The sequence below is a fragment of the Actinotignum schaalii FB123-CNA-2 genome (assembly GCF_000411135.1).
Classification (GTDB): Bacteria; Actinomycetota; Actinomycetes; order Actinomycetales; family Actinomycetaceae; genus Actinotignum; species Actinotignum schaalii_A.
Map to the genome: position 1 here is coordinate 1 of NZ_KE150262.1, position 14748 is coordinate 14748.

General features: G+C 61.9%; 12 protein-coding genes. 6 read left to right on the forward strand and 6 right to left on the reverse strand.

Annotation, left to right across the window (positions count from 1 at the left end; genetic code table 11):
• Positions 1 to 239: 239 nt before the first annotated feature.
• The 4 genes from HMPREF9237_RS00005 to gatC form a co-directional block, all read right to left on the reverse strand.
• Positions 240 to 1412, reverse strand: a complete 1173-nt coding sequence (locus tag HMPREF9237_RS00005) for an NAD(P)-dependent malic enzyme (RefSeq protein WP_419456735.1) — start codon at positions 1410 to 1412, stop codon at positions 240 to 242.
• A 104-nt stretch (positions 1413 to 1516) separates the two neighbouring features.
• Positions 1517 to 3016, reverse strand: a complete 1500-nt coding sequence (gene gatB, locus HMPREF9237_RS00010) for an Asp-tRNA(Asn)/Glu-tRNA(Gln) amidotransferase subunit GatB (protein WP_016441651.1) — start codon at positions 3014 to 3016, stop codon at positions 1517 to 1519.
• A 3-nt stretch (positions 3017 to 3019) separates the two neighbouring features.
• Complete coding sequence (gene gatA, locus HMPREF9237_RS00015) at positions 3020 to 4549, reverse strand: Asp-tRNA(Asn)/Glu-tRNA(Gln) amidotransferase subunit GatA (protein WP_016441652.1); 1530 nt, start codon at positions 4547 to 4549, stop codon at positions 3020 to 3022.
• Positions 4550 to 4846: an Asp-tRNA(Asn)/Glu-tRNA(Gln) amidotransferase subunit GatC gene (gene gatC, locus HMPREF9237_RS00020; protein ID WP_016441653.1), complete on the reverse strand. Its 297-nt coding sequence runs from the start codon at positions 4844 to 4846 to the stop codon at positions 4550 to 4552.
• 55 nt (positions 4847 to 4901) lie between these two features.
• Here gatC and HMPREF9237_RS00025 point away from each other — a divergent pair, with 55 nt between their 5' ends.
• Complete coding sequence (locus tag HMPREF9237_RS00025; protein WP_016441654.1) at positions 4902 to 6143, forward strand: phospholipase D-like domain-containing protein; 1242 nt, start codon at positions 4902 to 4904, stop codon at positions 6141 to 6143.
• Between the two features lie 113 nt (positions 6144 to 6256).
• Here the strand turns inward: HMPREF9237_RS00025 and ligA are convergent, their stop codons facing one another.
• Positions 6257 to 8839, reverse strand: coding sequence for an NAD-dependent DNA ligase LigA (gene ligA, locus HMPREF9237_RS00030; RefSeq protein WP_016441655.1), 2583 nt, complete (start codon positions 8837 to 8839; stop codon positions 6257 to 6259).
• Positions 8840 to 9075: 236 nt separating this feature from the next.
• Between ligA and HMPREF9237_RS00035 the strand changes: the two genes are divergently transcribed.
• On the forward strand, positions 9076 to 9336 hold the full coding sequence (locus HMPREF9237_RS00035; RefSeq protein WP_016441656.1) for a WhiB family transcriptional regulator: 261 nt from the start codon (positions 9076 to 9078) through the stop codon (positions 9334 to 9336).
• A gap of 111 nt (positions 9337 to 9447) precedes the next feature.
• On the opposite strand, the gene HMPREF9237_RS00040 is transcribed toward HMPREF9237_RS00035, so the two are convergent.
• A complete protein-coding gene (locus HMPREF9237_RS00040) occupies positions 9448 to 10905 on the reverse strand; it encodes a sensor histidine kinase (protein ID WP_016441657.1) in 1458 nt (485 codons plus the stop codon).
• 150 nt (positions 10906 to 11055) lie between these two features.
• Between HMPREF9237_RS00040 and HMPREF9237_RS00045 the strand changes: the two genes are divergently transcribed.
• The 4 genes from HMPREF9237_RS00045 (at position 11056) to HMPREF9237_RS00060 (ending at position 14744) form a co-directional block, all read left to right on the forward strand.
• Positions 11056 to 12561 carry an amino acid permease gene (locus HMPREF9237_RS00045; RefSeq protein ID WP_016441658.1) on the forward strand — a complete coding sequence of 502 codons (1506 nt, stop codon included), beginning with the start codon at positions 11056 to 11058 and terminating at the stop codon, positions 12559 to 12561.
• A 206-nt stretch (positions 12562 to 12767) separates the two neighbouring features.
• Positions 12768 to 13154 (forward strand): hypothetical protein, encoded by a 387-nt coding sequence (locus tag HMPREF9237_RS00050; RefSeq protein WP_155875742.1) that lies wholly within the window; start codon positions 12768 to 12770, stop codon positions 13152 to 13154.
• A gap of 234 nt (positions 13155 to 13388) precedes the next feature.
• Complete coding sequence (locus HMPREF9237_RS00055) at positions 13389 to 13847, forward strand: DUF2505 domain-containing protein (protein WP_016441660.1); 459 nt, start codon at positions 13389 to 13391, stop codon at positions 13845 to 13847.
• A 96-nt stretch (positions 13848 to 13943) separates the two neighbouring features.
• Complete coding sequence (locus HMPREF9237_RS00060) at positions 13944 to 14744, forward strand: thymidylate synthase (RefSeq protein ID WP_016441661.1); 801 nt, start codon at positions 13944 to 13946, stop codon at positions 14742 to 14744.
• The last annotated feature ends 4 nt before the right edge of the window (positions 14745 to 14748 follow it).

Genomic DNA, 14748 nt, shown 5'->3' on the forward strand with positions numbered 1-14748 from the left:
CACCTCGAGGCGTTTCCGGCTCTCGGCGACGGATAACAAGCTTACAAGCCCAACCCCACGAACGCAAACCAAACCAACGAGACACCCACCACACCTGGCTAAATAAGCGGAAAACACTTGGAAAACACCCAAAAACCCGGCCAAACAGACCCAAAAGCACTCGAAATCTCTAAACGAAGTCGACGAATAGACCCAAGCAGAGGCTCCTTGATCGCATCCCGTTCACCTCAAGGCCGCCGCTAGGCCACCGCCACACTCTCGCGAACCGCCTGCGCCACGGCCGCTGCCGCGCGCTCATCGAAGGCGGAAGCAATGATGTAATCAGGACAAGCCTCATCCCCCACGAGATCGGCGAGGGCCTGCGCTGCGGCCAGCAGCATCGCGTCATTAACCTCTGTGGCATGAGCGTCGAGTAAACCGCGGAAGATCCCCGGGAAAGCCAGCACATTATTGATCTGGTTGGGGTAGTCCGAACGGCCAGTTGCCACCACCGCAGCGTGCTCCCGCGCAATTTCGGGGGCAATTTCAGGGGTGGGATTGGCCAGGGCGAAAACGATGGCGTTATCAGCCATGGTGTCCAGAGCTGCGCCGTCGAGAATATTCGGGCCGGAAACGCCAATAAAAACATCCGCACCGCGCAGGGCCGCACGCACATCGCCGTCGATCTGTCGAGGATTGGTGCGGGCTGCAACCCAGGCGTGCCCCGGGTTGTTCTCGCTGCGGAAGGGACCGAGCGTGCCAGCGCGGTCCACGGCAACGATATCTCGTATCCCGTATTCCAACAGTAAACGGATAATCGCGGTGCCGGCGGCACCGATTCCACATACCACCACACGTGCGTCGGCCGGTTTCTTCCCGACCACGCGCAGCGCTGTCATGAGGGCGGCCAGCACCACAACGGCGGTGCCGTGCTGATCGTCGTGGAAGACCGGGATATCAAGTTCCGCACGCAGGCGTTTTTCGATGTCGAAGCAACGCGGGGCGGAGATGTCTTCCAGATTGATACCGGCATACGCGGGGGCGATGGCTCGCACCGCGGCGATGATTTCCTCGGTATCGGTGGTGGCCAGAGGCACCGGCCAGGCGTCCACCCCGGCGAAACGCTTGAAAAGCGCAGCCTTGCCTTCCATCACGGGAAGAGACGCGAGCGGCCCGATATCCCCCAGGCCGAGCACCGCGGTTCCATCTGTCACCACCGCCACGGTATTGGATTTCACCGTATAACGGCGGGCCAGTTCCGGCTCGGCGTGAATCGCTTCGCAAACTCGCGCCACCCCGGGCGTATACACCCGGGCCAGATCCTCACGGTTCTCGATAGCAGCGGTCGCCTGAGTTTCTAATTTGCCGCCTTCGTGGGCCGCAAAAATCTCGCGTTGGGAGGGCGGTGGCGCGAACTGCTGGGCCTCACCCAAAGGTGATGCCACGTCAGATTGTCGCTCTGTACCTGCTTGTGTTCGCGCCACCTGCGCCTCCTTCACGAAATATGCCCGGTTTCGTCCGGTTGACTACCGCGGTTTTATTCAGCCGCGGCGCGCTCCATAATGAGGGCGCGCACGGCACCGGCATCGGCCTTACCGTGGGTCGCCTTCATGACAGCACCGATAATTGCACCGGCGGCCTGCACTTTTCCACCGCGGATTTTTTCGACGACGTCGGGATTGGCAGCCAGGGCCTCATCCACGGCCTTCTCCAGGGCTCCACTATCGGACACAATCTCCAGATTGCGCGCGGCAACAACCTCCTCCGGACTACCTTCCCCGGCGAGGACTCCCGCGAGCGCTTGGCGCCCCAGTTTGTCATTGAGGCGTCCGCTCTGGATGAGGCCGTCCAGCTCGGCAACCGCCTCCGGAGTAATCGGGGCATCCTCGAGTTCGACGTCGTTATCCTTGGCGTAGCGGGCGATATCACCCATCCACCACTTGCGGGCTCCGGCGGGCGTTGCCCCGGCCCGAACGGTGGCATCTACCAGATCCACCGCGCCGGCGTTGATGAGATCGCGCAATTCCTCCGGGGAAAGCTCCCATTCCTCGGTGATACGGGCGCGCTTCGCGGCCGGTAGTTCGGGCAGCCCCGCACGCACCTCCTCCACATACGCGGGAGTGCACATCACCGGGACAAGATCCGGTTCGGGGAAGTAACGGTAGTCATCCGCGTCGGACTTCACGCGCCCGGCGATAGTTCCCTGAATTTCTTCCTTGTAATGGCGTGTTTCCTGAAGAATCGTGCCACCGGCGGCCAAAATCGCCGCCTGGCGGGAAATCTCGTAGCGAATGGTGTTTTCGATGCCGCGGAAAGAGTTGACATTCTTCGTTTCGGTTCGGGTACCGAAAGGAGCATCCGGGCTTTCCCGCAGGGACACGTTGACGTCCGCGCGGATATTTCCGCGCTCCATCCGACCCTCGGAAATTCCGAGCGCCCGCACCAGTTCGCGGATCCCGCGCACGTAGGCACCGGCGATCTCCGGGGCGTTCTTTCCCACCCCGGTAGCCGGATCGGAAACGATCTCAATAAGCGGCACCCCGGAACGGTTGTAATCCACCAGGGAGTAGCGCGCCCCCTGGAGGCGCCCATCCGCCCCACCCACGTGGGTATTCTTCCCGGCGTCTTCTTCCAGATGCGCGTGTTCAATGGGGAAACGGTAGGGCGTGCCGTCGGCCAGTTCGATATCCAGGTAGCCGCCCAGAATAATCGGCTGGGCGTTCTGGGTGATCTGGTAGGCCTTGGGCAGATCCGGGTAGAAATAGTTCTTGCGTTCGAAACGCGAGAGCTCGTTAATGCGGGAGTTGAGGGCCAGGCCCAGCCTCACCGCGTATTCCACCGCTGCCTCATTAACCACCGGGAGAGAACCGGGAAGCCCGAGGGAAACCGGCTGCACATCGGTATTGGGTTCGGCACCGAAAGCCACCGGTGCGGCGTCGAAAATCTTGGTCTTTGTGGACAGTTCGACGTGCACTTCCAACCCGATCACCGGATCGAAACGCGCGACGGCGTCCTCGTAATTCATGAGTTCATCCATGCTTTATTCCTCCCAATCCCGCGCGGGGCAGGCAGCGGGGACGTTGTGTCCAAGCGCGGCATCGATGGCCGCGGCCACCCGGTACATGAGGGCATCGGCCCGGGCCGGGCTGAGAATCTGCAAGCCCACCGGTAGCCCTTCCGAAAGTCCGGCCGGCAGCGAAATACCCGGGATTCCAGCCAGGTTGGCAGGAATGGTGGCGATGTCGTTGAGGTACATAGCCAGCGGGTCGTTTGTTTTTGAGCCGAAGGGGAAGGCCACCGTGGGCGAGGTGGGCGAAACGATCACGTGGCACCGGGAGAAGGCCTGCTCCAGATCACGCTGGACCAGAGTGCGGACCCGCAGCGCCGCACCGTAGAAAGCATCGAAGTTTCCGGCGGAGAGCACGTGGGTTCCCAAAATAATGCGCCGCTTGACTTCCTCACCGAAACCGGCTGCGCGGGTAGCCCGCATCACGGTTTCCGCGGTGACCGGCCCTTCTTCGGGTTCCACCCGCAGGCCGTAACGCATCCCGTCAAAACGGGCCAGGTTGGAGGAAACTTCGGCGGGCATAATGAGGTAGTAGGCGGCCAGCGAATAGTGGAAACTGGGGCAGGAAAGCTCCACCGTTTCCGCGCCGAGTTCGCGCATGCGCGCCACCGCGTTTTCGAAAGCCTCAAGCACGCCGGGCGCGTAGCCTTCTCCGTGCATTTCTTCCACAAGGCCCACCTTGAGACCCTCGAGCGGGCGCTCCGGATCGCTTCCGGCACCTTCCCAGCTCCCGGCTTCGCCGTGGCAGGCCGCCACGAGCCCAGAAGGAGTGTCGGGAAGCGAGGTGGAATCGTGAGGATCGTGCCCGCTGAGCAATTCCTGGAGCAGCGCGGCATCTTCCACGGTGCGGGTCACCGGCCCGATCTGGTCCAGCGAGGATGCCATGGCGATCAAACCGAAGCGAGAAACCGCGCCGTAGGTGGGTTTTGTTCCTACCGTTCCGGTGACCGCGGCGGGCTGGCGAATCGACCCGCCGGTATCAGAACCGAGGGCGAGCGGCACCATAAAAGCACCGACGGCCGCGGCACTACCGCCACCCGAACCGCCCGGAATCCGGTTCAGATCCCAGGGGTTGCGCGAGGGCCCGAAAGCGGAATGCTCCGTGGAGGAGCCCATCGCGAATTCGTCCATATTGGTTTTGCCCACGATGGGGAGCCGGGCTTCTTTAATTTTTACGACGACGCTCGCATCGTACGGCGGGCGCCACCCCTCCAAGATTTTCGACGCCGCGGTGGTGGGAATCCCGCGGGTGCAAATATTGTCTTTCACCGCGATAGGAATACCGGCCAGCGGGTGGAGTTCCTGGCCTTCCGCGCGGGCAGCATCCACCCCGCGGGCCACCTCCAGCGCGCCTTCCCGATCCACGTACAGGAAAGCGTTGACCTTGGGATTGAGCGCCTCAATGCGATCCAGGCAGGCGGTGGTGAGCTCCACGGAGGTAATCTCCCCGGCGCGCAGCAGCGCGGAGAGCTCCGCGGCGGATTTGAGCAACAAGCTATTCATTTATTCCTCCCCCATAATGCGCGGGACGAGGAACTTACCTTCTTCGGCGGCAGGAGCCGCGGCGAGGACTTCCTCACGATCAAGGGTTTCCCCCGGAATATCGGGGCGTTTGACATTGGCCAGCGGAAGCGGATTGTACGTAAAGGGAATATCCGGCGTAACAACTTCGGATACCGCCTTTACTGCATCCTCGATGACGGAAAGTTCACCGGCCATTTTTTCGGCCTCGGTATCCGTCAGGGCGATGCGGGACAGGTCCGCTAGGCGCGCTACCTCTTCCTTAGAAAATGACGACATGGCTCAAGTCTACGCGGTTGCACCGCGCGATGGCGCACCGTCTACAATTGGCGCTATGACTGAGTGGACTTCGCGCCGGGTGCTGCGCACGGCGGGTATGCTCGCGGCCGCGGCGCCGCTGACCGCCGCGGGCGCCGTCGTCGTTGTGGATGAAATGCGCAAACGCCGCACCCCACCGGTCAATTCATATCCGCACCTACCCCCGCAAGCGGTGCAGGTCGGGCGCGACCACGCAATCTTGTATACCGGCGCCGCGGACGTGTACCGCGCTATGCTCGCCGATATTAATAACGCACGGGATCATATTTATTTCGAGTGGTTTATTGTCAAAGCGGATCATGTGGGGCACCGTTTCCGCGATGCGCTTATCGCTGCGGCCCACCGCGGGGTGCAGGTGCATGTACTGCTGGACACCTGGGGGAATCTCAACCAGCCGCCTTCCTTCCGGCACCCGCCGCGCATCGCGAACCTGCACTGGATGAATTTCCCGCTGGTGCGCACCGGTATTCTTACCGGGCGTTCGCGTGATAAGGGGCGCGATCACCGCAAGATCCTAACCGTGGACGGGCGCGTTGGCTACGTGGGTGGCTACAATATCGGCGGCCTGTACGTGACGGAATGGCGCGATACTCACCTGCGCGTGGAGGGCCCCTCGGTATGGGAACTGGACGTGGCTTTTGTGGATATGTGGAATGCTTACCGCAAACGCGATCATCCCACCTTGCGCCGTGCTCTCACCCACCATTGGGATTCACGCATGCGGGCGGTCACGAATTCCCCCGCTCATAATACTTATCCCATTTCTTCGCTGTATTTGGATGCGTTGGCACGCTCCTCGCAGCGGGCTTGGATCACCATGGGGTATTTCATTCCGGATGCGCCCATGCTCGATGCGCTGACCGATGCGGCCGAACGCGGGGTGGACGTGCGGATTCTCATCCCGCAGTACTCCAATCATATTTACACGGACTGGGTGGGGCGCCCGCATTACGAGCGGCTGCTGCGCGCCGGGGTGCGCATTTTCCTCTACCAGGACGCCATGATTCACGCGAAAACCATGACGATGGATTCCACCTGGTCCACCGTGGGAACCGCAAATATTGACCGGCTGTCCCTGCGGGGGAATTTCGAAATCAATATGTCGATTCACGATGCCGGTTTCGCGGCTGTCATGGAGAAGATTTTCGAATTTGACCTGCGTAATACCCACGAACTAACCCTGGAGGAATGGAGTCAGCGCGGCGCGCTGGCACGGGTGACAGAAAAAATCATGGCTCCGCTGGCGCCGCTGCTGTAACCGCGTTGCGGTCCGTGCTGCTGTAGCCGCGCCCGGTCGCAAGGGGCACGACGCCGCAGCGCCGTCCCGCCGCGCCGCCGCTGCACGCCGCTCGGTTTTTGCGTTGTTTAGTTTTATGCGGGCAACTGGCCGGTGCGCAGCAGCGCGGTGAATTCCGCTTCGCTCAGGCGCGGGATGCCCAGTTCTTCAGCCTTAGCGGCTTTCGACCCGGCATTCTCACCCACCACCACCGCGGTGGTTTTCTTGGAAACCGAGCCGGCGGCCTTCCCGCCATGCTTGAGGATCGCTTCCTTGACCGAATCGCGGGTATAGCCTTCCAGGGAGCCGGTGGCCACAATCGTCATCCCCGCGAGGGTTTGGGGAACCTGCTCCGCGACCGCGGTATCATCGGCGAAAACTACCCCGGCGGCTTCCCATTGCTCAATAATCTCCAGGTGCCAGGGCACCTCGAACCATTCTTTAAAGGAGCGGGCGATAATCTCTCCCACGCCGTCCACGGCGGAGAGTTCCTCCACGGAAGCCTCGCGCAGCTGCGAAAGATCCGGGAAAGAGGCCGCGAGCGCGCGGGCCGCGGTGGGCCCGACGTGCCGGATGGAGAGGGCCACAAGTTTGCGCCACAGTTCTTTGCCGCGGGCTTTTTCGAGCTCGGTGAGCATGGTGAGGAGGGCTTTGCCCGGTTCGCTTTCTTTGGTGATGACGCGCTGGCCGGCGCTGCTTCCCCAGGTGGGTTTGGTCCAGGCGGCGCGCACGTAGCGGTAGTCACCGGTGGGTTGGCCGGCGCTGCGGATTTCTTTCCACACCCAGGTGTCTGCCACATCCGCGGCCTGCACCGCGAAGAGTCCGGCTTCGCTGTGGAGCACCGGTTCTTGGGGTTCGGGAACACCCAGGCTGCGGACCACGGCGGGCGGGATAATCACCTCGGAGTCGAGGATAGCGCCGTCGTCGTCCACAATTCCCAGTTCGCGTGCCGCTTCGCGCGCGAGGCGCAGGGTTTTTTTGCGCCCGTCCGGGCCTTCGATTTCGAGGCGGTGGCCGCTGGCGAGCGCGATAAGTGCTTCGCGGCGCCGGGCGTCGGGGTTGGTGAGCCAGAGTGCGGTTTCTTCACCGAGGGCCTCCACGTCCAGCGCTCCGCGCGAACCGATATGAACCACGCGTTCGGCCAGTTGTGCTGGGCAGGATTGCGCATTGGGGCAGCGCATATCGACATCGCCCTCCTGGGCGGGGGCGAGGGTAGCCCCGCAGGAGGGGCAGGCGCGGGGCATGACCCATTCGCGTTCGGTGCCGTCGCGCTCGAGGAGGACCGGGCCGACCACTTCGGGGATGACATCCCCGGCTTTGCGCACGATCACGACGTCGCCGATACGCACGCCTTTACGAGCCACTTCTTCGCGGTTGTGGAGGGTTGCCTGGGTAACAACCGAGCCGTCCACGAGTACGGGTTCCATAATGGCGTAGGGGGTGGCGCGCCCGGTGCGCCCCACATTGACCTGGATATCCAGGAGGGTGGTTTCCACTTCTTCGGGCGGGTATTTATAGGCGATGGCCCAGCGCGGGACGCGGGAGGTGTAGCCGAGCCCGGCCTGGCTCGCCCGGTCATTAACTTTGAGGACGGCACCGTCAATCCCGTGGATGAGATCGTAGCGGTGGGTGGCCAGGTCCGCCACGAAAGCCTCAATATCATCCCAGGTTGAGACCAGTTTGGTGTAGGGAGAAATGGGCAGGCCCCAGCGCGCAAATGCTTCGTATACGCCGGCCTGGGTGGACAGCGTTTCCGCCAGGGAGGCTGGCACGCCCGCGAGCGCCCCGATGCCGTGGGCAATGAAGGAGAGCGGGCGGGAGGCGGTGACGGCCGGGTCTTTTTGGCGCAGGGAGCCGGCCGCGGCATTGCGCGGGTTGGCGAATTCGCGGCAGGAGCGGATGATGCGATTAGCTTCGCGCACCGCTGCGGTATCCCCGGCTTGTTCCGCGGCAGCCCGCTCGCGTTCGGCTGCTTCGCGGCGCTCACGCTGATCGGCGTTAAACTGGGCGAACTCGGCGAGGGGGAAGAAAACTTCCCCGCGCACTTCCATGACATCCGGAATATCGCTGCCGCGCAGGTGCTGTGGAATGGTAGCGATGGTGGCGATATTGCGGGTGACATCTTCTCCGGTCACGCCGTCCCCGCGGGTGGCGGCTACCGTGAGCGCGCCGTTGTTATAGCGCAGGTTGATGGCGAGGCCGTCGATTTTTGCTTCTGCGGTGACGGGGGCGCCGGATTCCCCGGATACTCCCGGGAGCGCGGCGTACCAGGAACGCAGATCCTCGAGGGAAAAGACATCCTGGAGGGAGTAGAGGCGTTCGCGGTGGAGCACCGGCGCGAAGGGCTGGGCACCGGGCAGGGGCACGGCGCTGAGCGAAGATCCGGCGCCGAGCTCCGGTCCGGTACCCTGCTCCGGTTCCGCGCCTTCATCCGCCAGAGCACCCGCTGCGAGCGTGGCTGCGTCGTCGTTCTTCACAGGTGCCCCGACGGCGCGGCTGGGGGAATCCGGTGCCGCGAGCTCCGGGTAGCGTGCTTCCAGATCGCGCAGCTCGTGAATGAGGCGGTCGTAGTGGTCATCCGTCATGAGCGGATCGGCCCAGGAATGGTAGGCGATCTGCGCGCGGGTCAGCGTGGGGGCAATCTCATTCCAGCGGTGGCGGGCCTCGTCAATGCTCATGCTCCTATTGTCCCTCACCGCCCGGTTACCTCAAACCCCCAAGGTACGGCGGGCCGCACCCATAGTTGTTTAAGCCTGGAATAACAAGAGAGGATCTCGAAAAGCCCGGGCCTTGAAATATCACACCGGCAGGCTCTTTACCGCGGCGCTGCTCTTTGCCAAGATATATGGGTCTCATATGCAGCTATCCCGCAGGAGCGGGAATACCCCGCGAGTGGCGGGGAAAAGGAGGATTCATGGATTGGCGTTCGCGTGCCGCGTGCCTGACGGAAGACCCGGAGCTTTTCTTCCCGATTGGTAGTTCGGCCTCGGCCCTGGCCCAAACGGATCGGGCCAAGCGGGTATGCCAGGAATGTACCGTCCGTGACGACTGCTTGAACTACGCCCTCGAACACAACCAGGATTCGGGCGTATGGGGTGGCACCTCCGAAGATGAACGCCGCCGGCTGCGCCGCCGCACCGCCCGCGCGCGGCGAGTACGCGAACTTGCCTCCTAAGGCGAAGCGGCCCAAACCCTACCAGCCCACGCGCTTTGCGCGTGGGCTGCGTCGTCGTACTTAGCGCTCTGTGTCCTCGTACTTAATTCTTACGCGCGCCGGGAGCGGAAACTATTTTTCATCCGTGGGCGGCAGCCCGGCCGTCACATTAATCGTGAGGGTAACGGTGGTGCCACCGCCGTCCCGCGCTTCCCATTTAATGGTGCCGTGCAATTCGCCTTCCACCATGGTGCGCACAATCCGGGTGCCCAAGCCTTGCTTGACACCGGTGGTGGGCACGCCCACGCCGTCGTCACTCACCTGCACCGTGAGGACATCGCCCTCACGGTCCGCGCTCACCACAATATGCCCGCCGTGCGGCAGACCGTGCTCCACCGCATTGGAGACCAGTTCATTGAGAACAACTGCCAGGCGGGTAGCGGTATTCGCGTCCACCATCCCGAATTCGCCGCGCACCTCGGAAGAAACACGCACATCCGTGGAGGCAATATCGGTAGCCATGGTGATAAGCGGGGTGAGGACCTCGGAAAAGTCCACGATCTCGTCCACGGTTTGAGAAAGAATTTGGTGGACGAGAGCAATGGTTTCCACGCGGCGCTGCGCCTCGGAAAGCACCTCGATGACTTTTTTGTCGTCCGCGCGGCGCGCCTGCATCCGCAACAGCGCGGAAACTGTCTGCAGATTGTTTTTCACGCGATGGTTAATTTCGCGGATCGTGGTGTCTTTGCTGACCAGTTCCAATTCGCGCCGGCGCAGCTCGCTAATATCGCGCGACAGCACGACGGCGCCCACGTGCTTGCCGTCCTTCCACAACGGCACCGCCCGCAGGGAAAGCACCGCCCCGCGTAATTCCAGTTCCGTCATCCACGGGGCGCGCCCGAGCAGCACCACCGGCAGCGCATCATCCAGGCGGGTTTCCGCGTCAATACTTGAGGTGATTTGCTCGGCCAGCAGCTGGCCTTCAAACGTGGACCGGATCCCAAGCCGATGCAGATTAGATACCGCATTCGGGCTATTGAAAATCACCGCACCATCAGCATCGATATGGGTGAAACCGTCCGTGACGCGCGGAGCACCGTGGCGGAAACCGCTCGGGGTACCCTCCATCGGGAACAGACCCTGGGTGACCATATCGAGAAGCTGCTCTTCAATTTCCTCATAGGAAGAATGGCGCAGCACCGTTTCTTTGCGCGAGCGCTGGGAATACACCAGGGCGAGGACCGCGAAAGGATCCTCCCCCGCCCGGCGCACCGGATAACCTTCGTAACGCAGGCCGTGAATATAGACGGTGCCGCGCTGCCCGGTGGCAATAATCTCCCGGAATTTCTCCGAATCGGCCGGATCGAACGTCATATTGACCACGTCGTTATCCAGCGCGGTGGCATTGGTGGCCGGGCGGCAGGCCGCCGCGATAATAAAGCGTTCATCCTGGAGCGGGGTGACGAGCACGAGATCAGCGAAGGAGAAATCGGAGATTAACTGCCAGTCCCCCACCAGCTGATGCAACCATTCGCGTTGCGAAGCGGAGAGCGTTTGGGACCGTTCCAAGATATGACCGAGAGATGGCATACCCCTAAGAGTAGTCGCTCACGCGAGTACACTAGTAGTTCCGCGTTAGTTATATTCACGGCAGTGCGAGGGCCGGGCTGCGCCGGCGGTGGAGGCCGGGTGGGGCGGTGCCGCGCTGCGTCGTCGTTCTATCCACGAAGGGAAGCCCGCATGGCCGCACGCCACCATGCTTCGTCTCGCGCTCGCGCCACCGATCACCACACCGCGCTGGCGCGCAGTCTCACCTCCCCGCAAATCGCCATGATTGCCCTGTCCGGGGCGCTGGGAACCGGGCTGTTCCTCGGCGCGGGCGCCACGATTTCGCTGGCGGGGCCGGCCACGATTATTTCCTACGCGCTGGCCGGGTTGCTGGCGCTCTCGGTGGTGTGGGCGCTGGCGGAGATGGTCAGCGCGCATCCCGTTCCCGGCGGGCACGGCACCATTGCGGGGGCATACCTGGGGAATCTGGGGGCCTTTGTGACGCGCTGGAATCTGGCGGTCACCTATATCGTGGCGGTGGGCGCGGAGGTGACCGCGGGGGCGAAATATTTGCAGCATTGGCTGCCCCAGCTTAATAGCGCGGTGGGGACGGTGGCCTGTTCCCTCTTTATTGTGGGGCTGAATATGGCCACCGTGCGGCTCTACGGCACGGCCGAATACTGGTTCTCCATGATTAAAGTGGCGGCTATTTCGGTCTTTATTCTTCTTGGCCTCATTATTATTTTTGTGGGGCTGCCGGCGAGCGAGCCGGTGGGACTGGTCAATCTCACCGAGCACGGCGGGTTTATGCCGCTGGGTGCCGGCTCGGTCTTTATCGCCGCGTGCATGGCCGTTTTTTCTTTCGGCGGTATCGAAACGGTATCCGTCACGGCCGCGGAGTCCGGGAATCCCCGTTACGATATTCCGCGCGCGGCCCACACCATGATTTGGCGCCTGCTGCTCTTCTACGTGGGCGCGATTGCGGTGGTAGTGGCGATGCAGCCGTGGACGGTGACCGCCGAGCCGCTCCACGATATTTCGCAATCGCCTTTCGTGCACGCGCTGGACGCCGCGGCAATTCCGGCGGCCGGGCATATTATGAACGCGGTGCTGCTGGTGGCGGCGCTGAGCGCGGCGAACGGGTGCCTCTACACCTCCTCGCGGATGATTCACGCGCTGGCCACCGACCGCATGGCCCCCGCTTTCGCGGCGCGCACCACCCCGAAAGGCACCCCGCGCGGCGCGGTCATGCTCGCGATGGTGGGGATGGTGGTCGCCTGTATTTTGGCGCTCACGTCCCCGCAGGCCGGCTTCTCGTATTTGTACGGCTGCGCCACGGTGGGGACCCTGCTCACCTGGGCTTTAGTAATGGCCACCCATATTGCTTTTCGACGACGCCGCCAGCAACTGGGACTCGAGCTCCCTCCGGCTCGCCTCTGGGGCGCCCCGGTAACGAACCTGGCGGTCATGGCCGGTTGCCTGGCGATTTTCGTGGCGCTGTTCTGGCTCATGCCGGTAGCCTGGTATGCCGGGCTGCCCTACCTGGGTATCCTTCTTCTTATCTACGTTTTCCTGGACCGGATGCGCGGTCTGCCCGCCCCGCGAGACCTGGCCGGGGAGGAAGCGGCACGGGAGCGGAAAGGCGCGGGCGGTGGGCAAACCGCGGGCGGCGCGCCCGGCGGTGATTGGCTGCGTTGAAATTGCCTACCGGTTGCTGGTGCGAGAGCGAGAGCGAGAACGGGCCGAAAACGGCATAGACGCTGATACACGAATAAGGATGTAGATATTGGGTGATCCGATAACAGCTACCAGACCACTCACCTTGGTGTGGCGTAATCGTTCCTTGGCGCCCAATTGTTGGTGGCGCACAATTAGCTGCGGCAGTTTACGATCATTTCTCCGGGGTGATCGTTGAGCGAGTCGGTCGGCGAGCAGGTCTTCTCCTGGCTTTCGGATACGGCGTCGTCGGATTCATCTTGATGACCATTCCCCACACCATATGTGTGATCAGCGGTTTCACATTGGTGATTGTCAGCATGTTTGCGCGTGGACCCATCACTCGGGCAGTTGCCAACAAGGAAATTCCGAGCGAGCGCCGTGCGACGGTTTTAAACGTTGCAAGCACACTGGGAAGTCTCATTGGAATCCTCATCAACCCGATCATTGGCTGGGGCGCAGATCGGAGTCCAGTGGTGACAGTGTTCGGAATAGCAATCGTTCTTTTCATCGTCATGCTGACGTGGATTCCGATCGCAAATCGTTACGTTCAGGTCGAGGAAACGGAAGAGTAGGAGGCTATCTTTGAGCCGTACATGTCCAAGATTCTAGGCAGAGGCAAGATTGCCCTCCGGTTACCAAATTCCACGAGCCTTACCTACACCTCGCGTATTTTATCGATGTAGATACCCCGATTATTTGGTTACACAAAAATTCCACGTGTGCTACGCCCAAGCATCGCTCCGGTTCTGCGCTGAAAAAAGCGGCCGTGCTTCCCTCCTGTCACACTCATGCGGGAAAATATAGCCATGCAATTTTCACATTCTTATGAGATCGACGCCCCCGCGAGCGCCGTCGCCGCTGTCCTCATGTCCGAAGAACTCGCCGACCGTCGCCTCGCCGCGCTCCGCACGAAACCGTCCTCTTTCACGCCCGGCGCGGAACGCGCGATCCTTACGGTGCAGGTGGATGCTGAGCAGCTTCCCGCGCAGGCGCGGCGTTTTCTTTCTTCCGGTTTAGCTGCCAGCATCGTCTTTACCCGTTCCGGGAACGACGTCGCAGCGCAGCTGGAAGCCAAACTTCCCGTCCGCGCCAGCGCTGATTTCCAGGTTGCCGGGGAGGGGCCTGCCACGGTCACGGTGACCGGGGACGTGCAGGTCTCCATTCCTTTCGTCGGCAAGAAAATCGAAGAGAAGGTGGCCCAGTACGCCGCGAAAGTGGTGGAGCGCGACGCCGCGCTTATCCGCGAGATCATCGCGCAAAACTAGGGAGTTCGCCCGGCATACCACCTTTCCTGGAACTGCCTTGCCGGGTAACTTTTCGCAGCCAATTTTTCTGTCGGAGTCACCACGTAGGATGGGTTCATGATTAATCGCCAATATGAAGATCTGCTTGCCGATATCCTCGCCAACGGAACTCGCAAGGGGGACCGCACCGGCACGGGTACCCTCTCTGTCTTCGGGCGCCAGCTGCGCTATCACCTGGCGGATGGTTTCCCGCGTATCACCACGAAGTTTGTGGCGATGAAGCCCATCAAGGGGGAGCTGCTGTGGTTCTTACGCGGCTCTACCAATATTGACTGGTTGCAACGCAATGGCATCACCATCTGGGATGAATGGGCTGATGAAAATGGTGAGCTCGGCCCGGTTTACGGCTACCAGTGGCGTAGCTGGCCCGCACCAGATGGCCGGCATATCGATCAGATCGCCCAGCTTTTGGAAACCCTGCGAACCAATCCGGATTCGCGGCGCATGATCGTTTCCGCTTGGAATGTGGCGGATCTGGATAAGATGGCTCTCCAGCCCTGCCATGCGTTCTTCCAGTTCTATGTGGCAGATGGCAAGCTTTCCTGCCAGCTCTACCAGCGCAGTGCGGATATGTTCCTCGGGGTGCCTTTCAATATCGCCTCCTATTCTCTCCTCACCCATATGATCGCCCAGCAGGTTGGCCTGGATGTTGGTGATTTCGTGTGGACGGGCGGGGATTGCCATATCTATCTCAACCACCTCGATCAGGTGCGTGAACAGATCAGCCGCGAACCTTATCCCTTCCCCACCCTGGAACTGCGCAAAGCGGATTCGCTCTTCTCTTATGAGATGGATGATATTTCCGCGGCGGAAGGCTACCAGCACCACCCCAAACTCACCGGCGCAGTCTCGGTTTAGGAGG